21 protein-coding genes and 1 tRNA gene are annotated in these 22,196 nt (G+C 61.2%); 11 read left to right on the forward strand and 11 right to left on the reverse strand.

Features of this window, described 5'->3' with window-relative positions; genetic code table 11:
• The first annotated feature begins 444 nt into the window (after nt 1-444).
• From pstS to phoR, 7 genes are all read left to right on the forward strand, one after another.
• Nucleotides 445-1,476 (forward strand): phosphate ABC transporter substrate-binding protein PstS, encoded by a 1,032-nt coding sequence (gene pstS / locus ABH945_RS03100; RefSeq protein WP_074764843.1) that lies wholly within the window; start codon nt 445-447, stop codon nt 1,474-1,476.
• Nucleotides 1,477-1,685: 209 nt separating this feature from the next.
• On the forward strand, nt 1,686-2,687 hold the full coding sequence (pstC, locus tag ABH945_RS03105; RefSeq protein ID WP_074764841.1) for a phosphate ABC transporter permease PstC: 1,002 nt from the start codon (nt 1,686-1,688) through the stop codon (nt 2,685-2,687).
• Nucleotides 2,684-3,580, forward strand: coding sequence for a phosphate ABC transporter permease PstA (pstA, locus tag ABH945_RS03110; RefSeq protein ID WP_074764839.1), 897 nt, complete (start codon nt 2,684-2,686; stop codon nt 3,578-3,580). The genes pstC and pstA overlap by 4 nt, the downstream gene beginning before the upstream one ends.
• 17 nt (nt 3,581-3,597) lie before the next feature.
• Entirely contained in the window at nt 3,598-4,446 is an 849-nt protein-coding gene (gene pstB / locus ABH945_RS03115; protein WP_074764837.1) for a phosphate ABC transporter ATP-binding protein PstB, read from the forward strand.
• Nucleotides 4,447-4,474: 28 nt separating this feature from the next.
• On the forward strand, nt 4,475-5,179 hold the full coding sequence (phoU, locus tag ABH945_RS03120) for a phosphate signaling complex protein PhoU (protein ID WP_074764835.1): 705 nt from the start codon (nt 4,475-4,477) through the stop codon (nt 5,177-5,179).
• 26 nt (nt 5,180-5,205) lie between these two features.
• Nucleotides 5,206-5,907, forward strand: coding sequence for a phosphate regulon transcriptional regulator PhoB (phoB, locus tag ABH945_RS03125; protein ID WP_028199153.1), 702 nt, complete (start codon nt 5,206-5,208; stop codon nt 5,905-5,907).
• Nucleotides 5,908-6,053: 146 nt separating this feature from the next.
• Nucleotides 6,054-7,367: a phosphate regulon sensor histidine kinase PhoR gene (phoR, locus tag ABH945_RS03130; protein ID WP_074764833.1), complete on the forward strand. Its 1,314-nt coding sequence runs from the start codon at nt 6,054-6,056 to the stop codon at nt 7,365-7,367.
• Between the two features lie 117 nt (nt 7,368-7,484).
• On the opposite strand, the gene ppk1 is transcribed toward phoR, so the two are convergent.
• Nucleotides 7,485-9,548: a polyphosphate kinase 1 gene (gene ppk1, locus ABH945_RS03135; RefSeq protein WP_074764831.1), complete on the reverse strand. Its 2,064-nt coding sequence runs from the start codon at nt 9,546-9,548 to the stop codon at nt 7,485-7,487.
• A gap of 201 nt (nt 9,549-9,749) precedes the next feature.
• Here ppk1 and ppx point away from each other — a divergent pair, with 201 nt between their 5' ends.
• Nucleotides 9,750-11,375: an exopolyphosphatase gene (gene ppx / locus ABH945_RS03140; RefSeq protein WP_074764829.1), complete on the forward strand. Its 1,626-nt coding sequence runs from the start codon at nt 9,750-9,752 to the stop codon at nt 11,373-11,375.
• 119 nt (nt 11,376-11,494) lie between these two features.
• Here ppx and ABH945_RS03145 read toward each other — a convergent pair whose 3' ends face one another.
• The 5 genes from ABH945_RS03145 to ABH945_RS03165 form a co-directional block, all read right to left on the reverse strand.
• The gene (locus tag ABH945_RS03145) at nt 11,495-12,295 is read right to left on the reverse strand and encodes a GNAT family N-acetyltransferase (RefSeq protein WP_429249675.1); all 801 of its coding nucleotides are present in this window, start codon (nt 12,293-12,295) and stop codon (nt 11,495-11,497) included.
• Nucleotides 12,296-12,564: 269 nt separating this feature from the next.
• A complete protein-coding gene (gene sixA / locus ABH945_RS03150) occupies nt 12,565-13,023 on the reverse strand; it encodes a phosphohistidine phosphatase SixA (protein ID WP_074764825.1) in 459 nt (152 codons plus the stop codon).
• Between the two features lie 264 nt (nt 13,024-13,287).
• Nucleotides 13,288-13,364 (reverse strand) — tRNA-Pro (locus ABH945_RS03155).
• A gap of 94 nt (nt 13,365-13,458) precedes the next feature.
• Entirely contained in the window at nt 13,459-13,617 is a 159-nt protein-coding gene (locus tag ABH945_RS03160) for a DUF3309 family protein (RefSeq protein WP_074764823.1), read from the reverse strand.
• 435 nt (nt 13,618-14,052) lie between these two features.
• Complete coding sequence (locus tag ABH945_RS03165; RefSeq protein WP_074764821.1) at nt 14,053-14,232, reverse strand: hypothetical protein; 180 nt, start codon at nt 14,230-14,232, stop codon at nt 14,053-14,055.
• 172 nt (nt 14,233-14,404) lie between these two features.
• On the opposite strand from ABH945_RS03165, the gene ABH945_RS03170 reads away from it, so the two are divergent.
• Complete coding sequence (locus tag ABH945_RS03170) at nt 14,405-14,584, forward strand: hypothetical protein (RefSeq protein ID WP_074764819.1); 180 nt, start codon at nt 14,405-14,407, stop codon at nt 14,582-14,584.
• 280 nt (nt 14,585-14,864) lie between these two features.
• On the opposite strand, the gene ABH945_RS03175 is transcribed toward ABH945_RS03170, so the two are convergent.
• On the reverse strand, nt 14,865-16,223 hold the full coding sequence (locus ABH945_RS03175; protein WP_429250357.1) for an MATE family efflux transporter: 1,359 nt from the start codon (nt 16,221-16,223) through the stop codon (nt 14,865-14,867).
• A gap of 53 nt (nt 16,224-16,276) precedes the next feature.
• Nucleotides 16,277-16,609 carry a DUF2288 domain-containing protein gene (locus tag ABH945_RS03180; protein ID WP_074764817.1) on the reverse strand — a complete coding sequence of 111 codons (333 nt, stop codon included), beginning with the start codon at nt 16,607-16,609 and terminating at the stop codon, nt 16,277-16,279.
• A 108-nt stretch (nt 16,610-16,717) separates the two neighbouring features.
• On the opposite strand from ABH945_RS03180, the gene ABH945_RS03185 reads away from it, so the two are divergent.
• Nucleotides 16,718-17,458, forward strand: a complete 741-nt coding sequence (locus ABH945_RS03185) for a pentapeptide repeat-containing protein (protein ID WP_429249676.1) — start codon at nt 16,718-16,720, stop codon at nt 17,456-17,458.
• A gap of 739 nt (nt 17,459-18,197) precedes the next feature.
• On the opposite strand, the gene ABH945_RS03190 is transcribed toward ABH945_RS03185, so the two are convergent.
• From ABH945_RS03190 to ABH945_RS03200, 3 genes are all read right to left on the reverse strand, one after another.
• Nucleotides 18,198-18,524 carry a hypothetical protein gene (locus ABH945_RS03190; RefSeq protein ID WP_074764813.1) on the reverse strand — a complete coding sequence of 109 codons (327 nt, stop codon included), beginning with the start codon at nt 18,522-18,524 and terminating at the stop codon, nt 18,198-18,200.
• A gap of 138 nt (nt 18,525-18,662) precedes the next feature.
• Nucleotides 18,663-19,382 carry a peptidoglycan DD-metalloendopeptidase family protein gene (locus ABH945_RS03195; protein WP_429249677.1) on the reverse strand — a complete coding sequence of 240 codons (720 nt, stop codon included), beginning with the start codon at nt 19,380-19,382 and terminating at the stop codon, nt 18,663-18,665.
• Nucleotides 19,383-19,521: 139 nt separating this feature from the next.
• The gene (locus ABH945_RS03200) at nt 19,522-20,442 is read right to left on the reverse strand and encodes an aldose epimerase (protein ID WP_429249678.1); all 921 of its coding nucleotides are present in this window, start codon (nt 20,440-20,442) and stop codon (nt 19,522-19,524) included.
• Between the two features lie 690 nt (nt 20,443-21,132).
• Between ABH945_RS03200 and ABH945_RS03205 the strand changes: the two genes are divergently transcribed.
• Nucleotides 21,133-21,963 carry an undecaprenyl-diphosphate phosphatase gene (locus ABH945_RS03205; protein WP_074766499.1) on the forward strand — a complete coding sequence of 277 codons (831 nt, stop codon included), beginning with the start codon at nt 21,133-21,135 and terminating at the stop codon, nt 21,961-21,963.
• Nucleotides 21,964-22,196: the final 233 nt, after the last annotated feature.

The following is a 22,196-nucleotide window of genomic DNA, read 5'->3' on the forward strand; positions in this document are numbered from 1 at the left end:
CGGCAGTCCCAACTAGCAGTTCTCCTAGAATCCGCGCTCTACAACTCCCGCAACTAACGGACCGCAAACCTGCGCATTCCTCGCGCAACTGACAGCCGCTGCGCTCACGCGTCCTCATCGCAACTAACGGCCTTCAGATTTTGCCCCCGCCATCCCCTGCGGCAATCCGCCACAATCTAGCCAATCACCGCGGCACCATCCCCCGTGCTTATCCGCTTCTGATTTCCCTCGCAAACGTTCTCACCCCGCCATACAACCCAATCAACATACAAATAGCGCCCAAAGCGCCGTGAAACCCGCAATTCACCATCCCAACGACCTTTCGCGCCGTAATCCTACTGTCACATCCGATTCACGATAAGTCACGTTACTGTCATAAATAGACCCTAAGCTTCGCGGTGTTCGAGTTACTCGCTCACACCCGCTCACACCCTTGGAGGTCTCATGAAATTGATGCAAACCGTGTTCGCTGGCGTCGCTGGCGCGCTTTTCGCTATCGCAGCGCAAGCCGCAGACATCACTGGCGCGGGCAGCACCTTCGCAGCACCGATCTACACGAAGTGGGCTGACGCCTATCAGAAGTCGGGCGGCGGCAAGGTTAACTATCAAGGTATCGGTTCGTCGGGTGGCGTGAAGCAGATCGTCGCGAAGACCGTGGATTTCGCCGGTTCGGACGCTCCGCTGAAAGACGAAGAACTCGCGAAGGAAGGCCTGTTCCAGTTCCCGACGGTGGTCGGCGGCGTGGTTCCGGCAATCAACGTGCCGGGCGTGAAGCCGGGCGAACTGGTGTTGTCGGGTGAAGTGCTCGGCGACATCTACCTGGGCAAGATCAAGAAGTGGAACGACCCGGCAATCGTCGCGTTGAACCCGAAGATCAAGCTGCCGGATACCGACATCGCCGTGGTTCGCCGCGCCGACGGTTCGGGCACCAGCTTCATCTGGACGAACTACCTGTCGAAGGTCAACGCTGACTGGAAGGCGAAGGTCGGTGAAGGCGCAACGGTCAACTGGCCGACGGGTACGGGCGGCAAGGGCAACGACGGCGTCGCAGCCTTCGTGCAACGTCTGCCGGGCGCAATCGGCTACGTGGAATGGGCGTACGCGAAGCAGAACCACATGACGTACGCAGCGCTGAAGAATTCGTCGGGCGCAGTGGTCGAGCCGAAGACGGAAACGTTCAAGGCAGCGGCTGCCGGTGCTGACTGGTCGAAGTCGTTCTACCAGATCCTGACGAACGAGCCGGGCAAGGACGCATGGCCGGTCGTCGGCGCAACGTTCGTGCTGCTGCACACGGCGCAGGACAAGCCGGCGCAAGGCACGGAAACGCTGAAGTTCTTCGACTGGGCGTTCAAGAACGGCACGCAAGCTGCAAACGATCTGGACTACATCTCGCTGCCGGATTCGGTCACGGCTGAAATCCGCACGCAATGGAAGGCGAAGGTCAAAGACGCAGCAGGCAAGTCGATCGCCGACTAAGCTTCTGACGTAAGCAACAGCAAGTCGCACTACATTGGCCGTCCTCCTGTGAGGACGGCCAATGGCATTAACCGCAACGGCAAACTTGCAGCGAGGTTACCTGCAATTACGTGCGGCATTCATCCAGCATCGAATTCAGCTTAACTCGAGCATCACCGGCCGCACGACACGTGTCATACGGCAACTGGAAACAGGTCCATCAGGCTCTCATGTCCGATATCCAATTAGCGTCTGGCGCAAGCAGGTCCACGCCGCCCGGCAGCACGTCGCAGCAGAAGGCGCCCAGCCGCGCCGGCGACGTGATCTTCGGCGGTTTGACACGCCTTTCCGCCATCATCACGCTACTGCTGCTCGGCGGCATCATCGTCTCGCTGGTCGTCGCGTCCATGCCGTCGATCAAGGAGTTCGGCTTCCGCTTCCTGTGGACCGCCGAGTGGGATCCACCAAGCAAGCAATTCGGCGCACTGGTGCCGATTTACGGCACGATCGCCACGTCGCTTATTGCACTCATCATCGCGGTGCCCGTCAGCTTCGGCATCGCGCTCTTCCTGACCGAACTCGCGCCCGCCTGGCTGCGCCGACCGCTCGGCATCGCGATCGAGCTGCTCGCCGCGATTCCGTCGATCGTCTACGGTATGTGGGGTCTGCTCGTCTTCGCGCCGATCTTCGCGCAGTATTTCCAGAAGCCGCTCGGCGTGGTGCTCGGCGGGATTCCGTTCGTCGGCGCGCTGTTTTCCGGGCCGCCGATCGGCATCGGCATTCTGTGCGCCGGTGTGATTCTCGCGATCATGATCATTCCGTACATTGCTTCGGTGATGCGTGACGTGTTCGAAGTCACGCCGGTTCTGCTGAAGGAATCGGCTTACGGCATCGGCTGCACGACGTGGGAAGTGATGTGGAAAATCGTGTTGCCCTTCACGAAGACCGGTGTGATCGGCGGCGTGATGCTGGGTCTCGGCCGCGCGCTCGGCGAGACGATGGCGGTCACGTTCGTGATCGGCAATACCAATCTGCTCGACAATATTTCGCTGTTCTCGCCGGGCAACAGCATCACGTCGGCGCTCGCCAACGAGTTCGCTGAAGCGGACCCTGGTCTGCATACGTCGGCGCTGATGGAACTCGGCCTGATCCTGTTCGTGATTACTTTCATCGTGCTGGCGATTTCGAAAATCATGCTGCTTCGCCTCGAAAAAGGGGAGGGCGCGAAATGAGCCAGCCCACTTTGAATATGCCGGGTTCGCACGATCCCGCCCAACTCGAAGCCATGCGTGTGCGTCTTCAAGGACGCCGCCGTTTCAAGAACGCGATTGCATTGACCATGTCGCTCGCGGCAATGGCGTTCGGTCTCGTGTGGCTCGTGTGGATTCTCTATACGACGCTGCGGCTGGGTATCGGTGGGTTGTCCGTCGAGTTGTTCACTCAGTCCACGCCTCCGCCGAATACCGACGGCGGCGGTCTTGCCAACGCGATTGTCGGCAGCCTGATGCTGGTGGGACTCGCGACCTTCATCGGCACGCCGATCGGTATTCTGGCGGGCGTCTACCTCGCCGAATACGGTCAGAAGGGCTGGCTCGCCCAGATCACGCGCTTCATCAACGACATTCTGCTGTCGGCGCCGTCGATCGTGATCGGTCTGTTCGTCTACGCTCTGGTGGTCGCGAAAATGGGTCACTTCAGCGGCTGGGCGGGTGTGTTCGCACTCGCGTTGCTGCAGATCCCCATCGTGATCCGCACGACCGAAAACATGCTGAAGCTGGTGCCGAACGCACTGCGTGAAGCCGCCTTCGCACTCGGCACGCCGAAGTGGAAAATGGTGCTGTCGATCACGTTGAAGGCCTCCGTCTCCGGCATCGTGACGGGCGTTCTGCTCGGCGTTGCACGTATTGCCGGCGAAACCGCGCCGCTGTTGTTCACCGCGCTGTCGAACCAGTTCTTCTCGATGGACATGAATCAGCCGGTTGCGAATCTGCCGGTTACGATCTACAAGTTTGCGATGAGCCCGTTTGCGCAATGGCAATCGCTCGCATGGGCCGGCGTCTTCCTGATCACGCTCGCGGTGCTCGGACTGAATGTCCTCGCGCGCACGGTCTTCTCGAATAAGTAAGGGCGGAGTGTAATCCGATGAATATGGCAGAAACTCAACTCAATCCGATCGCGCGTCAAGCCGCGCCCGCCGGTTCCGATCCCGTCCAGAGCGGCCAGGCTTCGTCGCCGTCGCGTCCGAAGATCGAGATCAACGACCTGAACTTCTTCTACGGCAAGTACCACGCGCTGAAGAACATCAACCTGCACATTCCCGAAGGCAAGGTGACCGCGTTCATCGGCCCGTCGGGTTGCGGCAAGTCCACGCTGCTGCGCACGCTGAACAAGATGTACGCGCTCTATCCGGAGCAGCGCGCGGAAGGCGAGATCATGATGGACGGCGAAAACCTGCTGACCTCCAAGCGCGATATCTCGCTGCTGCGCGCGCGGATCGGCATGGTGTTCCAGAAGCCGACGCCGTTCCCGATGTCGATCTACGACAACATCGCATTCGGCGTGAAGATGTTCGAAACGCTGCCGCGCTCGGAAATGGATGACCGCGTCGAATGGGCGCTCACCAAGGCCGCGTTGTGGAACGAAGTGAAGGACAAACTGGGCCAGAGCGGCTACGGTTTGTCGGGCGGTCAGCAGCAGCGTCTGTGTATCGCGCGCGGTATCGCGATCCGTCCGGAAGTGCTGTTGCTCGACGAGCCGTGCTCGGCACTCGACCCGATTTCGACGGGGCGTATCGAAGAGCTGATCGCCGAATTGAAGAGCGATTACACGGTGGTGATCGTCACGCACAACATGCAACAGGCGGCCCGCTGTTCGGACTACACTGCCTACATGTACCTCGGCGAGTTGATCGAATTCGGCGACACCGAAAAGATCTTCATCAAGCCGGTCCGCAAGGAAACCGAGGACTACATCACTGGCCGCTTCGGCTAAGCCACAGCGCAGAATAAGGGAGTACGACATGTCCGATAAACACTTGTCCAGCCAGTTCGATGCCGACCTGAATCTGGTGTCCTCGAAGGTGCTCGAAATGGGCGGCCTCGTCGAATCGCAAATCGTCAACGCGATGCAGGCGCTCAACGAATTCGACCTCGATATCGCCGAGCAGGTGATCGCGGCCGAAGACCGTCTGAACAAGATGGAAGTTGATATTGACGAAGAGTGCAGCAACATCATCGCGCGCCGTCAGCCGGCCGCGCGTGACCTGCGTCTGCTGATCGCGATTTCGAAGACCATCACGAACCTCGAACGCGCCGGCGACGAAGCGGAAAAAATCGCCAAGCGCACCAAGCGTCTGATGGAAGACGGCGCGTCGCGCACCATCAATATCGCCGAGATCAAGCTGTCGGGCGAAATGGCGGTGTCGATCCTGCGCCGCGCGCTCGACGCGTTCGCGCGTCTCGATACAGTCGCCGCCGCGCAGATCGTGCGCGACGATAAAGCGATCGACGAAGAATTCCGCGCGTTCGTGCGCAAACTGATTTCGTACATGACCGAAGATCCGCGTTCGATTTCGGTGGGCCTCGATTTTCTGTTCATCGCGAAGGCGATCGAGCGGATCGGCGACCACGCGAAGAACATCGCGGAATTCATCATTTACATCGTGAAGGGCACCGACGTGCGGCACAAGTCGCGCGACGCGCTCGAACGCGAAGCACTCAGTTAATCAAGAGACAAGGAACAGAGGTGCCGATGCCCAGCAGCATTCTCGTCATTGAAGATGAGCCCGCCATTTCCGAATTGATTTCGGTCAATCTTCAACACGCCGGACACTGCCCGATTCGCGCGTACAACGCGGAGCAGGCGCAGAACCTGATCAGCGACGTGCTGCCCGACCTCGTCCTGCTCGACTGGATGTTGCCGGGTAAATCGGGCATTGCGTTCGCTCGCGATCTGCGCAACAACGAGCGCACCAAGCACATTCCGATCATCATGCTGACCGCGCGTGGCGATGAACAGGACAAGGTGCTGGGCCTCGAAATCGGTGCGGACGACTACGTCACGAAGCCGTTCTCGCCGAAGGAACTGATGGCGCGTATCAAGGCGGTGTTGCGCCGCCGCGCGCCGCAGTTGACCGAAGACCTCGTCGCGATCAACGGTCTCAAGCTCGATCCGGCTACGCACCGCGTCGCCGCGCATGCCGAAGGCAGCGAGATCAAGCTCGATCTGGGTCCGACGGAATTCCGTCTGCTGCACTTTTTCATGACGCACCCGGAGCGCGTGCATAGCCGTACGCAACTGCTCGATCAGGTGTGGGGCGACCACGTGTTCGTCGAAGAGCGCACGGTGGACGTGCACATCAAGCGTCTGCGCGCGGCTCTGAAGCCGGCCGGATGCGATGCTATGATCGAAACGGTGCGCGGCAGCGGCTACCGTCTGGCGAAGAGCGCCTGATAAGCTCTCGCGGCGCGACTGGTTTTCAGACCACTTGCGCCGCTCGCGGCAGGTACGCCAGTTACGTTCGCACCGTCGTATTCGCAATACCGAGGCGCGGCAAATTCCATTTCGGCGCGTGTGCTTTTCTCTTCGATCGCTAGACCATGAACATCATCTGGGCGCGCTCCCTCGTGTCGATCGTGCTGCTGGCTGTTCTTTGCGCGGTGGTCGGCGCAGTCGTGAACGTCAAGGCAGCACTCGTCCTCGCGATCGTCATGCTGCTTGCACAGAGCATTTTCAGCACGTTTCACAAGCAGCGGCTGTGGCGCCTGCTCGATGCGCCGGTGTACGGCGAAGTGCCGAGCGCGCCAGGCATCTGGGGCGAAATCTATTACCGTTTGCATAAGCTCGCGAAGCGCTGGCACGCGCAGGTGCGCCAGGTCGAGCAACAGCATTCGCGTTTCATTCAGGCTATCCAGGCATCGCCGAACGGTGTGGCGATGCTCGACGATCATGATCAGATCGAATGGTGCAACGCCATTTCCGAGAGTCATTTTGGTCTCGATGCCAAGCGCGATCTGCGTCAGCACATCACGCATCTGGTGCGCCATCCCGACTTTGTCCGCTATCTGAATTCGCATCAGTACGAGCAGATGCTGATCATGCGCGGCATGGGCGACAAGCGTCAGAACGTGCTGTCGGTGCAGGTGTTTCCTTATGGCGAAAATCGCAAGCTGGTGTTGTCGCAGGACATTACCGAACTGGAGCGTACCGACGCGATGCGGCGCGATTTCGTCGCCAACGTGTCGCACGAACTGAAGACGCCGCTGACCGTGCTGTCCGGTTTTCTGGAGACGATGCGCGAGTTGCCGCTGAGCGAAGGCGAGCGTTCGCGTTATCTTGAACTGATGGAGCAGCAGGCGTCGCGCATGCGTCATATCGTTAGCGACCTGCTGGTGCTCGCGAAACTCGAAGGCGACAACAAGCCGCCGAGCGATCAGATGATCGACATGCGTGCAGTGCTGCGGCATCTGCAGGACGACGCGGAAAGCTTGTCGAGCGATCACCATAAGATCGCATTCGACACCGACGAAGGGCTGACGGTGACCGGCGTCGAAACCGAAATTCTCAGCGCGTTGGGCAACCTCGTGACCAACGCGATCCGCTATACGCCGGATGGCGGCGCGATCCGCGTGAACTGGCATTCGCAAGGCGGTCACGCGGTGTTTTCCGTCACTGATAGCGGCTTGGGCATTCCGGCAGCGGACATTCCGCGGCTGACCGAGCGCTTCTATCGCGTCGATCGCAGCCGTTCGCGCGATACCGGTGGCACGGGTCTGGGCCTTGCCATCGTCAAGCACGTGCTGCAACGGCACGAGGCGCAACTCGACGTGAAGAGCGAAGAGGGACGTGGCAGTACGTTCACCGTGCGCTTCCCGGTGTACCGCACTGCACGTCGGCAACCCGCGCCGGTTTGATAGCCATCTGCAGATACATCGCATGAAAAAAACCGCCTGAATAAGGCGGTTTTTTTATGCGCGTCCCGAATCAGAATGCGAATGCGCCCGTCTGAACAACGGGCGCACACTTGTCGCTCAAGGGCAGAACTTCGTCAGCAGACTCATCTGCGCATTGCGCGACGACTTGCCCGGACGCCGACGACGATAGTGTCCATCGCTTTGCATCAGCCACGCGGTTTGATTGTCGCCGAGGAACGCCGACAGACCTTCCGCGATGACGCGCCGCTTCAGACGCCGGTTGTTGATCGGGAACGCGACTTCCACGCGGCGGAAGAAATTGCGGTCCATCCAGTCGGCGCTCGACAGATAGACCTGTTCGCGGCCGTCGTCGTAGAAATAGAAGATGCGGTGATGTTCGAGAAAGCGCCCGACGATCGAACGCACTGTGATGTTCTCCGACAAGCCCGCCACGCCCGGCTGCAACGAACACACGCCGCGAACGATCAGGTCGATTTTCACGCCGGCCTGCGACGCCTCATACAACTCGGCGATCACCGTGGGCTCGAGCAGCGCGTTCATCTTCGCGACGATGCGCGCTTTCTTGCCCGCGCGCGCGTGTTCGGCTTCAGCGCGAATCGCGTCAACGAGTTTGGGGTGCAGCGTGAACGGCGACTGCCACAATTCGTGCAGCTTCAGTTCACCGCCGATGCCCGTCAGTTGCTGGAACACGTGATGCACGTCTTCGCAGATTTTCTGGTCGGCGGTCATCAAACCGAAGTCGGTATAAAGACGCGCGGTACGCGGATGATAGTTGCCGGTGCCGAGGTGAACATAACGCTTGAGCGTCGTCTTGCCGCCCGCCGACACGCGCCGCACGATCAGCATCATTTTCGCGTGGCACTTGTGACCCACCACGCCGTACACCACGTGCGCACCGACCGCTTCGAGCTGCGACGCCCAGTTGATGTTGGTCTCTTCGTCGAAGCGCGCGAGCAGTTCGACTACCACCGTGACTTCCTTGCCGTTGCGCGCGGCCTGCATTAGCGCGTCCATCAGTGGCGAGTCGGTGCCGGTGCGATAGATGGTCTGCTTGATCGCCACCACGTTCGGGTCTTTGGCCGCCTGCAGCAGCAACTCGAGCACCGGCTGGAAACTTTCGTACGGATGATGCAGCAGCACGTCGCCCTGATCGATCACATCGAACATGCTTGCGCTGTTTGCGATGCCAGACGGAATCGCAGGAATATGCGGAACGAATTTCAGATCGGGCCGGTCGACCATTTCCGGCAATTGCATCAGCCGAACCAGGTTGACGGGGCCGTTCGCGTAGTAGCAGTCCTTGTTCGACAGACCGCTCTCGTCGAGCAGGCGTCGCACGACATGCGCAGGTGTTTCCGCCGACACTTCGAGCCGCACCGCATTGCCCAGATGCCGCGCCGGCAATTCGCCCTGCAACGCGACGCGCAGATTGGTGATTTCGTCTTCGTCGACGAACAGTTCGCTGTTACGGGTAATGCGGAACTGGTTGCAGCTACGCACCACGAGATTAGGAAACAGCTCGCCGACAAAGCGCTGCAGCAGCGAGCTCAGCAGCACGAAGCCATGCGGATAACCCGACAGATCCGGTGGCATGCGCACGAGGCGCGGCAGCGCGCGCGGCGCCTGCACGATGCCCATCATCGCCTGACGGCCGAACGCGTCCTTGCCTTCGAGTTCGACGACGAAGTTCAGGCTCTTGTTGAGCACGCGCGGAAACGGATGCGCCGGATCGAGTCCGATCGGCGTGAGCACCGGCAGCAGTTCGTCGAAGAAATAATTGCGCGCCCATTCGGTCTGCGCTTCGTTCCACGCTTCGGTGCCGTGGAAATAGATGCCTTCGCCTTCGAGCGCGGGCAGCACCGTATCGTGCAGCATCGTGTACTGGCGATGTACGAGCTTCTGCGCACGCTCGACCACGAGGTCGTACACGTGCTGCAACGACATGCCGTCCGGAGACAATGCGCCGGGGTTGTCGCGCATCTGCTCCTGCAGTCCGGCCATGCGGACTTCGAAGAATTCGTCGAGGTTACTGCTGGTGATGCAGATGAAGCGCAAACGTTCGAGCAAAGGGACGGCAGGGTCGGCAGCTTGTGCCAACACACGCTCGTTGAAACCCAGAATGCCCAGTTCGCGATTCAGAAGGGGATAGCGGATGGACATCGGCAGCGAGAATGGAATGTCAGGAAGAGAGGCGGAAAGACGCTCGGAAATTCTCACAATATGATGACGTTGTTATGACATTCGCAATTTTTTTATTCTACGCTTGTATCGTTGCGTGTCGTCAATATGACGCAGTGGTTATGGGATCATCGGGCACCCCCATTGCTGCAAGGTGACATCGTGAGGCCCGGTACGCTTAGAATGGCGTCTTTGAATAGCGCGGCCGGCCATCAGAAACCCAGCAAACCGGGTGGGCGTCCGGCATCTTCTTCGTCGCCTACTGCCGCCGCGCTTGCGCGCATGGAGTCCGCTTACCCGATGGTCAATACCCCACAACTCCTCGCTGCCGTCGACCTCGGCTCGAACAGCTTCCGTCTGATTGTCGGCCGGGTCGAGGAAACCGACGCGGGCAGCCAGATTTATCAGGTCGACGCACTGCGCGAACCGGTGCGCCTCGCAGCCGGCCTGTCGCGCGACAAGATGCTCGATCGCGCGTCGCAGGTACGCGGCTGGGACGCGTTGAAGCGTTTCGGCGAGCGTCTGCGCGACTTCCATCCCGATCACGTGCGTGCTGTTGCGACCAACACGTTGCGCATTGCAAAGAACGCGAGCGAATTTCTCGGCGAGGCGCAGGCCGCTCTCGGCTTCCCGATCGAAGTGATTGCAGGGCGCGAAGAAGCGCGTCTGATTTACGCGGGCGCTGCACACTCCGTGCCGGCCAGTCCGGGCAAACGTCTGGTGGTCGATATCGGCGGCGGGTCGACGGAATTCATCATCGGTTCGCACTACACGCCGATCAAGATGGAGAGCCTGTACATCGGCTGCGTGAGTCATAGCCGCGCATTTTTTCCGGCTGGCAATGTCGACGAATACACGATGCGCCAGGCCGAACTCGCCGCGGGCCGTGAAATCCAGATCATCTCTTCCGAGTACAAGAAAACCGGCTGGGAGCAGGCCATCGGTTCGTCGGGCACGGCACGCGCGCTAGCCGAACTGGTCGAGGCGAACGGCTTCAACGATCCGGGCATCACGCACGGCATTTCGCGCGGCGGCCTCGAACGGCTCAAGCGCGCGCTGATCAAGGCGGAGAACGTCAACCGGCTGAAACTGGTGGCGCTGAAGGGCGACCGCATTCCGGTGCTGGCCGGCGGTCTGTCGATCATGATCGCGGTGTTCGACGAACTCGGCGTCGATTACGTCGACACCACCGACGGCGCATTGCGCCTCGGCGTGCTGTACGACCTGCTGGGCCGGTCGCAGCACGAAGATATGCGTACGGTGACGGTGGAAGGCTTCATGCGCCGCTATGGCGTCGATCGTGCGCAGGCGGGGCGGATCGGCGAGTTGTCGGTGAGCTTCTACGACCAGTTCGAGGAAGCCGACGAAGAGCGTCGCGTGGAAAACCGGATGTTTATCAACTGGGCGGCGTCGCTGCATGAAATCGGCTTGTCGATTTCGCACAGCGCGTATCACAAGCATTCGGCGTACATCACGAGTAATGCGGACATGCCGGGTTTTTCGCGCACCGATCAGGCGCGGCTCGCTGCGCTGGTGCTGGGTCACGCGGGTAAGCTCGGCAAGCTGTCGCAAACGCGCGAGGTAGAGTGGCCGCTGCTGTTCTGCCTGCGGCTGGCTGCGCTGTTGTGCCGTCGTCGTGCGGATGTCGGCTTGCCTGGCATCGCGGTCGCTCAGGTCAACGGAGGCTATGAAGTGCGCTTGCCGAACGAGTGGGTTGCCAATAATCCGCTGACCGATTACAGCCTGATTCAGGAAGCGGCGGAATGGGAGAAGGTCGGCATTCCGTATCGTGTGGTTTATACGGACTAGTCGAGCCTCACTGCGAGCGTCACCGACGCAACGCGCAGAGCGCATGAATGGAAAAGCCCGGTTTTACCGGGCTTTTTTTACGTGTATCGCAATCACACGCTGCGCGATTTAACGCGGTGTCATTCGCCGAGAAAGTGACGGGCGTAACGCGCGTTGATATCGGAAAGCCGCAGCAGGGTCAGGAAGTCGGCGGTATTGAAGTCAGGATCCCACGCCGGTGCGCCACAGATCTTCGCGCCGAGACGCAGATAGCCCTTCACGAGCGGCGGCGGTGCGACTTCGGCACCCGTCTGCAATTCGTCGACCGGCAGCGGCGTGTGCGGGAATGCGCGATATTCCGGCGCCGTCAGCGCGGTGTCGCGCAACGAGCAATACAGATTCGCCGCATAGTGGCCGCCGTCGACCATCGCGACGCTCGCGCAGCCGAGCATCGTCTCGTAGCCGTTGTGCTTCATGTACGCGGCGAGCCCGGCCCACAGCGACATGATCACCGAGCCGCTGCGATAGTCGGGATGCACGCACGAGCGGCCCACTTCGACCATCTTCGCGCGCAGGTGCGTGAGACGCGACACGTCGAACTCGCTTTCCGCATACAGACGCCCGATGCGCGCGGCCTGATGCGGCGGCAATGCGCGATACGTGCCGACTACCTTCAGCGTGTCGAGATCGCGCACCAGCAGGTGATCGCAATAAGCATCGAATGCATCGACGTCGAGACCTGCAGGGCCGGTCAGACGCGCGCCCATTTCATCGGCGAATACGCGGTAGCGCAGACGCTGTGCTTCGCGCAATTCTTCGTCGGTGCGCGCCCACGTTACTTGCAGGCGATGCTGCGCGGTGACCGTCTCCTCGGCGCGCGGCAGACTGCGCGTTTCGAAGATCGAAGCGAGGGGCAGGGTGGGCGTCGGCAGTTCTCGCATTGGGAGGTCCTGTTCGAAAAAAGTAAGGTTTCTTTTTTCGCCAATGTAGTAACGCCTGGTGACGTTCGCATGGCAAAGCCATGACGATTGAATGACTGCCTGTAAGCCGCGTGCGCGCGGCTTGTAATGTCGGGAGCGGGTCGCGCGAGTGTTGTTTTCGCGCGACCGGGAGGGGCGGAAGAGGGGTGATTGACCGGCGCTCTGGTGTGCCTGGGCGGCGCACGGCGCTTTAATCTGCGGCGTTCAATCCGGCACGCATTGCGTTTGCGTTAGATCAGATCGGGGCTCATTGCCGCCCGCAATACGGCCTGCTCGCCGCCGTCGCGCTCGCGGCTTGCAATCCACCACACGCCGGCTTTTTTCAGCGGCCAGCTTGCCGGACTGTTGCCGAGCAGTCGCGCGGCCACATGACCGAGCGTCGGTTGATGGCCCACGATCACCACGGTCTGCGCGATCCCGTTCGGCCAGCCTGCTGCGGTGAGCACGTCGTCGGCGCTTGCGTTGGGCGCGAGTTCGCGCACCACGCGATACTGGTCGCTCAAGGTTTCGGCGGTCTGGATGGTGCGCACGGCAGGGCTCGCGAGAACCACGGCATCGGCGGGCAAACGGGTGCGTAGCCACTTGGCGACGTTCTGCGCCTGCTTGCGGCCACGCGTGGTGAGCGCGCGGGCGAGATCGCTGGCGGCGTAGTCTTCGGCTTCGGCGTGACGCCAGAGAATCAGATCCATGCGTGTCTCCTTGACTCTGTTTGTGGCGCGTCGCTGGATGTCATCGCTGATGTCACCTGTGCGCCGGTTTTGAAGGACTGTCGCATGCGGGCCTGCGAGGCCGCAAGGTCGATGCACCACGGCGACGTCGATAAAACGCGTGAACGTCGAGCGTAACGGGCGTGTGCGGGGTGTGGTAAGCGGACGCTCGACCCCGTACAAACGACGCACAAAAAGCAAAAACCCGCGAAGCCGGAGGCTACGCGGGTTTCGTGTTGCTTTTCGTGGTCGGAGCGAAAGGATTCGAACCTTCGACCCTCTGATCCCAAATCAGATGCGCTACCAGGCTGCGCTACGCTCCGACGAAGGCAGGATAATAGAGGCATGCCGTGCCAGAGTCAATCCCGAATTGCGTCGGATGTGAAAAGAGTTCGTAGTCGCGGCTTTTCGCTGTGTTTATATGCGGCCCATCAGCAACAGAATGATCACGATGATCAGCACGACGCCGAGCAGTCCGGTCGGTCGGTAGCCCCAGCCGCTGCTATACGGCCAGCTCGGGAGTGCGCCGATCAGCAGCAGGATGAGCACAATAAGCAGGATGGTTCCGATGGTCATTCGAGTTCTCCCTGTCTGGCCCTCGGGAAGGCTGGGCCGCATCGCCGGTTGGTTCGGCGCGTGAGCGCCGGGACAATTGACGCACTTTCAAAAGCGCGCCTCGCAGATCGATAGTCAGCAAGGCATGTGCCTAAAAGGGCGGCAACGGCTATAGAAGGAGCGTTGGACGTCGCGAAAAAACGTAAGCGTCTGGCAGGAAGAATTGGCGAAGGTGCTGCGACGAGGCAGTGCGTGCGCTGGCGCGTATCACGCTGAATGAAGCCGCTCATGAATGGAGCGGCGGAGCAGTTGAACAACAGGGAACAGGAGCACATTGCGCGCTAGTCAGATTGGCGTATCGATCGATGCGCCAATCTGACAAACCGGTTCCCACAATCCGCATTCGCCACGCGGTCAACCATCACCGGGGAAAAGCAGACAAAAACTTCGATCCGCTCAATGCCGTGGCCGCTTCCAGTGAGGCATATGAACGTGCTGATGAGTCAGCCAGTGATGCAGCATTCCTTCGCCATCGTGTTCGCGCCGGTAGGTTCTCGATTCGAAAATCGACAGCGCTAGCAGCACGGCCAGACCTATTGCGAGCCCGATCAGACCCGCGATCGTTTCAGCGTCCATGGCAGTCTCCTATGACATGTGGCTGTGACTTCATAGTAGGTCACGCGTAACGAAATGGGAGGGATGCTGCGGGAGTCGCGGCGTCGCGTGAAAGGCTTTGCAGGTAGACTCTCGGCGCCCGGCTTTCCACCTGGTTGCCGTTATCTGTTTCTGTCTGGAGAGACGACTGTCTATGTTTCGCGTTCCGATGATTGCGCTGTTATTGACCGCCGCGTTTGCCACTTCCGCCGGCCTCGCCGGTTGCGCGGACGACCCGTCAATCCACCACGGCCACCCGCCGCAAGATCCCGCCGATTATCACGGCGTCCCGACCGACACCCGTCCGCCTGTCATGATGCCGACCTCGCCTTAAGGTTCTGGCGGCCGCTCGCTTTGCATTCGTCGTACGTTGAAAAGGATAGGCGAAGCGCCGACGCGGGCACGCCGGCACTTCTGACCCGCGCAGACTGTTCGCGCGGAGAGCGCGGGCTGAAGTCATTCTAGGGCGAGCTTTACGACGGATATGTATGCGCTTGTTTCAAGCCGTAACGGGGTCCCGCTATGCGAAATGCATGCGGATGCGTTGGCGGCTTTCTACCGGACGACGGCGCGTAATGACGCCATTACGCGAGACTGCGAGTCGGCATCTGCGTTCATGCGTGTGCTTCTGAACCTGCCAGGCCGCGCACGACGCCTGGCAGATACCGCACCAGCGTGACGCCGCGGACGGCCATGAAAACCATCATCGCGGCCCACAGGCCGTGATTGCCGTACAGCGCAAGCAGCGCCCACGACACGGCCACGAATACCACTAGCGACACCATCATCGATCTCATTAATTCGGCCGTGCGGGTCGCGCCGATGAACACGCCATCGAGCAGAAATCCCCACACCGAGATCACCGGCGACAGCGCGGCCCACGGCAAATACGTGTCGGCAACGTCGCGCACGGCGCTCTGATCGGTCAGGCGGGCGACGATCCACGAGCCCGCGCCCCAATACACGAGCGAGAAACCCAGCGCGCCGATCGCGGACCACAGCGCCGTGACCTTCACCGCCTGCACGAACGCGTGCCGGTCGCGCGCGCCGATCGCCGCGCCGACGAGCGCCTCGGCGGCGTGCGCGAAACCGTCGAGTCCATAAGCCATGAAGGTTTGAAAATTGAGCAGCAGCGCGTTGGCGGCGAGTGTCGCGTCGCCTTGCCGCGCGCCGAGATGCGCAAACCATCCGAATGACGACAGCACGCACAAGGTACGGATAAAAATGTCGCGATTCAGCACGATAAGTCGCTTCAGCGCCGCGCCCTCGAAGAGGGCGGCGCGGTTCACCGGCGGCAGCCCGCGCGGCCGGCCGTGCCACAGCAGCGCGGCGCCGAGCACGAAACCGAGCGCGTCGGCGGTGGCGGTGGCCGCGCCGATTCCGGCCACGCCCCAATCGAATCCATACACAAAGAGCAGCACGGCCACGACGTTCACGCTATTGATGAACACCTGCGACAGCAGCGCAAGCCGTACCCGCTGCGTGCCGAGCATCCACCCGAGTACGACGTAATTGCCGAGCGCGAGCGGCGCGGCCCAGATGCGCGCGTGGCAGTAGATTCGCGCGTGACGCTGCACCGCGTCGCTGCCGCCGATCAGGCGCAGCGCATAGTCGATCAGCGGCATTTGCAGCGCGAGTACTGCCGCGCCGATCGCGGCGGCGATCAGCAGCGCGCGCAGCACGGTGTTGCGCAATTCCGCGTGATTAGCCCCCCCGTGCGCCTGCGCGACGAGCCCGGTGGTGCCCATGCGCAGGAAGCCGAAACCCCAGAACACGAAGTTGAAAAACAGTCCGCCGAGCGCGACGCCGCCGAGATAGGACGCGCTGTCCAGATGGCCGGCGACGGCGGTATCGACCGCACCGAGAATCGGCTGGGTCAGATTGGCGAGGACGATCGGGAATGCCAGTCCCAGCACGCGGCGATGCCAGTGCACAGGCACGGCGGGCGGCAGAGTCGAGGCATCGGGGTCGATTGCGGCGGGGGTGCCCGCGGAGTTCGCGGAATCCGCCGCGCGCGCGGCGTCGCTCAACTGCGTTCCTGCACGCACACCCACGGCGACACGACCACGGCCCACAGGTCGGGATCGCGCGCGGCGAAATCGGCGGCGGTTTCCGCCTGGACCCGTTCGACGAGACCCGACGACAGCCATTGCGTGACCTGGGTCGTGTCGTCGCTGGCGATGGCCTCGGCGACACTCACCAGGTCGAGGTCGCGCGCCACGCGCAGCAAGATGCCGCGCGCGAAAAAGCGTTCGAGTTCGGTCCAGCCGATTTTCGCGGTTTCCCCGAGCAGCTTCGCGTAGAGCGGGCTGTGGGCGGCGTCGTTGGGGGTGTCGTTCGGGGTGTTGGTGGAAGTCATCGTAAGCGGGGTCTGACGGGGCCGTAACTATAAACCATCGGCGCGAGCCGCCAGGCGGACGCGCGTTCCGGTACGCTTAGGGTCTTTCTAAATCGATTCTGAACCTACATGTCACTGGATTCAACGACGCAGGCGCCGGGCGCGCAAAGCTACGCGGTGAGCGACGCCACCCTGACGCGCGACGACGTCAAGCGCCTGATCGAGGCGAATAATGCGCGACGTGAAGCCGGTCACAAAGAGCCGCTTCATTTTACCGACTGCGATTTCGAAGGCGTGGATCTCTCCCGGCTCGATCTGCGTGGCGCCGAGTTTCATCGCTGCTCGATTGTCGAAACTTCATTTTTTAGCGCAGCGTTGTCGCAGACCCGCTGGGTTCGTTGCCGCGGCCGCCAGGCCGACTTCGCATCCGCCGATCTGGTCGACGCCGCGTTTCAGTCGAGTGATCTGAACAACACCAGCTGGCGGCGCGCGAAGCTTGCGTCTGCGTCGTTTCGCGGTTGCAAGCTGACCGGCGCGAACTTCGAGGCCTGCACGGCGCTCGGTTTGAGCTTTGTCGAAACCTTGCTGGTCGGCGCGCATCTGCGTGGCCTGTCGTTTCGCAAGGCCACTTTGCAGCAGCTCGATTTTTCCGACGCCGATGTGGCCGGCGTCGATTTCCGTGAAGCGATCTTCGAGGGCGGCAGTTTGAGGAATGCGCATCTGAAGGGCGCGCGCTTCGACGGCGCGGACTTGCGCGACACCGATCTGAGCGGCGTGCGGCTGGTCGATGCCGCGCTCTTCAAGGGCGCGACGATTTCGCATCAGCAGGCGGCGGTGCTGATCACCGAACTCGGATTGCGGGTCATGTGAGCGCGGTTAAATCCGGCCGGCTTTCGCGAGCCGGCTGGATTTAACACTCGTTGCTCGCGCTTATCATTTGTTTGATGAAACCGGAATGTTCAATTGAATTGCGACTTCGCAATTTGTCGGTTGATTTGACGGGATTTAATATTTCGCTATTCGCGAATTTTATTTTCGAGATGTAGACTATTATGGTTGATCGGCCATAACAACTAATATGTCGGTTTGGTGCGTTGGCGCACCAAGATTATGCGGCGGATAAATCGCCAGACTCGTGTCGTTTAGGTGCTAGGCGAGTTAGCTAAAATCGGCCAAAGGCCTTTCCTCAGGCAATTCTGAGCCACCCCGCGAAGACGATGGAGTAGTGCGGCCCGGCGGGCTATCCACGAATTCTGATTTGCTCTATTCGCTGTTTTAAAACTCCAAACGCGCGCCGAATATCGCCGGTTTATTTCCGACATTTACGGTTCGTGGAATGCGGATACTGTTCGTCGTGTCACATTGTTAGAGCAATTAATAGATTGCGCTTGTAAATGCGGGTTGTTAGATTTCGTTCTGGCGCATGGTGAACCGGTCCTTTGCCGATATGCGCCGAACCCCCGTTAGCCCGGCCTCGTGCCGGGCTTTTTTTTCGTCTGGATTGGCGCGCCGGTCATTGCGGATTCGCATGCGCCGGGATCACGGAAGCGATTTTTCGTCGCAGACGGACTACCTGATTACAACTCGCGCGCAACCCTTGGGCCGTTGATTACTGTTTGCAGCGAACCACCATCGAGCGGTTCTTCACATTCGCGCCAAAAATTCCGCCGACCGTGCCACCGGACGTCGCGCCGTTGTCGACATCTTTCGAAACGACGTCGTAGCCGTAATTGCCGCAGACTTCGCCCGCGCGCTTATAGCACTCGGCCCAGCTGGAACTCGCGTCGCTACCGCTGCAGTTGATGGCGAAGCCGGTGTCGCCGCTCGGCAGGTAGGTCATGGTGGTCGTGCTGGCGCAGCCGCCGAGGCTTCCGAGCGTCAGGAGGCCGAAACCGATCGCGACTGCCGTCGAAACGGACGCAAAAGCGCTCTTCATTGCAAATTCCTTACAGATAACGGAGAAGGACGTGGCGTGCAGCCACGTCGTGTCGATTGGGCGTTTTATAGCACGCCGGGTTCCCCGGACTGCGCTTGCAGGGCGCGTGCCCGGGGTGTCGCGGGTGCTCTTCCGCCGCTAGCGCGGCGGCAGCGACCGCGACGGGTCGATCGATCGACCCTGGTAACGCAGTTCGAAGTGCAGCATTGTGCGGTCGGTGTCCGTGTCGCCCATTTCGGCGATTTTCTCACCGCGTTTGACCGCTTCGCCTTCCTTCACCATCAGCGCACGGTTGTGCGCGTAGGCGGTCAGATACTCGCCGTTGTGTTTGAGGATCAGCAGATTGCCGTAACCGCGCAAACCATTGCCCGCATAGACGACCGTGCCCGGCGCGGCCGCGACCACCGGCGTGCCAGGAGCGGCTGTGATGTCGATGCCCTTCGAATTGCCGCCGTCGAAGCGGCGGATCACGGTGCCGTCGACCGGCCAGATGAGCGAAATCGTCGAAGCCGGCGCTGCCGATGGCGCGCTTTCGGCCGGTGCCGGACGTGGTGCGGCGGAAGAAGCGCTGGCATTGCCACCACCGCTGCTGCGCACTGCACCGCTCGTCGACGGTACGCCCGCAGGCGGCACGACGCGCAGCACCTGGCCGACTTCGATACTGTCCGGATTGGTCAGATTGTTCCAACGGACGATGCTTTGCACCGACTGCCGGTTACTCCGCGCGATTTGCGTCAGCGTATCGCCCCGTTCGACCCGATAGAAGCCTGGCGCCACCGGCGCCGAGCCGCACGCGGCGACCAGAGCCAGCAACGACGCGCAGGCGAGTCGTTTGATCATTGTTGTTGTTCCCTGCATTGGACCTCGCAAAGCCCTGCCGCGCGCCGATCCCGATCACGTGGCAGATGGATACAAAGCGTCCGATTCTAACGGTTTTGCATTGCAGCACAGAAAAAGGGGGCGTCGAACCCCGAGCGCGCCCCTTGCTGCCTCTCTTTTATCGTGCCGCCGCCGGTGTCTTTTCGACGGTGATCCGCAGCGTCGCGGCTTCCGTCTGACCCGGTTCGAGCCAACGCAAGCCCTGGCCGTTGTGGATCGCGTCGGGCAGTCCGAGCCACGGCTCGACGCAGTAAAAATCCGACTCCGGCTTTTCGGTCCACGTCGTCACGGAGTACCAGGGCACTGAGCCCGGCCGTTTCAGGTCGATCGTGATAATCCGGTCGATGCCCGGCGCCACGATCCGCACCGGTTGGTCCGGCGTGCCTTGGAGGCAGTGGAAGCGGTCATGGATTCGCGCTTCGTCGAGCGTGTAGCTGGATTCGCCCGGCTCGCGCGCGCTGATCGAGCCATCCGGCTGCTGATAGCACCGTTCGGTTGGCGGCAGTTCCAGCTTCGTCTCCGCCCGCTGCGTATGCGGCAGCGTGAAATAGAAATGATGACCCGCGTAGTAGGGCAGACGCGTGTCGCCCGTATTGGTCGTCGTGAGTGTGACGTCCAGCGTACGTGCATCGATCAGCGTGTACGCGGCTTCGAAACGGAAACCGAACGGATAGCCGGTGCGGGTCGCCTCGCTGTCCGTCAGGACCATGCGCAGGCCGGCGCCATGCACGTCGGCGTGCGGCTCGAACGGCAGGTCGCGGGCGAAGCCGTGCATTGGCAACTCGCGCACCGTGCCCTCGGTGTCACGCCAATAGCCGATCTTCCCGTCCACACGATGTCGCCCGAGGAAGGGAAAGAGCAGCGGATTACCACCGCGAATTTTCGCCGGGTCGCTCCAGTCGGCGTGTTCGGGCCAATGGATCACCTCTTCGCCGTCGATCGTCCACGACAGCAGACGGCCGCCGGCTTGCGGCGAAAAGCGGAGCACGGAGGCGTCCTGGGCAATCTCGAGAATGTCCTGCTGCGGGGTAAGAGGCATGGTCGATGAGCTGATGAGTGAAGTTGATGATGGGATCAGGGCACGAATCAAACACGGGATCAAAGCACGTCCGAAGCCGGTTCGACCCTGTGTCGAGGAGGTTCGTATTGCGTCGCGACGTCCTGTAAGAGAAGGATTTTGCGCTGCTTTGCGCTACGGGGAAACCCTTCCCGGGAAATTGCGGGTGTCGCACAAGCGCCATCCTTGCCGATAATCGCCTGTCTGCCCGGTAACTCCGACTTCCGGGCAAGCTAGGATCAGGAGGCGTTATGGATCTCGCAATGGCAATGGGTGTGGCGTTGTTCGGCATGTTCGCAGCAAGCACGGTGTATTTCTTCCATAAGCTCGACCGCTGATTCCGACGGATCGCGTTGTCCGACGGTCCGTCATCGTGGACCTGAACGAGCCGTGTACGAAATCAGTTCAAGGTTAATGTAAGCCTCCGGCTTCCGCGCATTAAATCCTTCCGGATCTCAGGCCTCCATCGCGGCGGCCCGTTTTCTTGCTGCGGCGTAACAACAGTTTCCAGTTGTCACGCAGGGTGACGCAGCGCACCAATATTTCCTCCGAATGTGGTCCAAACGCTTGGCGCTAACATTGCAGCCAGGCATAATCGGTGCGCTTTTTCGTGCGCCGGTCATTCTCTTCGCGGCGCGCTGTTCCCCGACATTTTCCTTACAAGGACGCCGCGTGAACCTGTCGTTTCTGATCTTTCTGAGCGTGCTGCAAGGCGTCACCGAATTGTTTCCGGTGAGCAGCCTCGGCCATACGCTGCTCGTGCCTGCGCTGTTCGGCATGCATATCGACAAACACGCACCGCAGTTGCTGCCGTTTCTGGTCGCGTTGCACCTCGGTACTGCGTTCGCGCTGCTCTGGTATTTCCGCGCGCGATGGTGTGCGCTGGTGCGCGGATTCTTCGCGTCTTTCGGCGGACGTCGCAATGACGATGCGCACATGATGTGGGCGTTGATCATCGGCACGATTCCGGCGGGGCTGGTTGGGCTGCTGCTGGAAAAACGCCTCGAGCGGATTTTTCACGATTTGCGGATCGTCGCGATTGCGTTGATCGTCAACGGCGTGTTGCTGTGGGTCGGCGATCGCCTGCAACGTTCGCGCGCGCATCAGGCGCCGGAAAAACTCACGTTCCGCCAGGCGTTTTTTGTCGGTCTCGCGCAGATCGGCGCACTGATTCCGGGTTTCTCGCGCAGCGGTCTGACGATGATCGCCGGCAATGCGGCCGGCCTCACGACGGAGAAGGCCGCCGAGTTCTCGTTCCTGCTCGGCACGCCGATCATCTTCGCCGCGGGCGTGCTCGAATTGCCGAAGCTGTTCCACGCTCCGGGTCAACTCGCGGACGCGCTGCTGGGCGGCGTGCTGACCGCCATCGCCGCCTATCTGAGCGTGCGTTTCCTGATGCGCTATTTCGAAGGCCGTGGACGCCTCGCTTCGTTCGGCGTGTACTGCGTGATCGCGGGGATCGTGTTCCTCGGCTGGTTCATGCTGCATCCGCAGCCGGTTTGATCGCGCCGGGTCGCTCTTCATGGCCGCTGTCGCCCGAGGCGTGGTGGCGCAGGGGGAGCGATCGGTTATAATCCGGCCCGGCTCAAGCTGCCGGGCCAGTCTGTTTCCGGGTGGAGCGCTGCTAGTCCGGCGCAGGGTTTCCGGTCCTCGGTTCGGTCAGTTAGAATTTCAGATGGATGGGCTTGGGCTTTCCGCGAGCACGGGCTGTGAATTAATCGACACGCGGGTTCTCA

It is taken from the genome of Paraburkholderia sp. GAS333, assembly GCF_050435665.1.
Classification (GTDB): domain Bacteria; phylum Pseudomonadota; class Gammaproteobacteria; order Burkholderiales; family Burkholderiaceae; genus Paraburkholderia; species Paraburkholderia fungorum_A.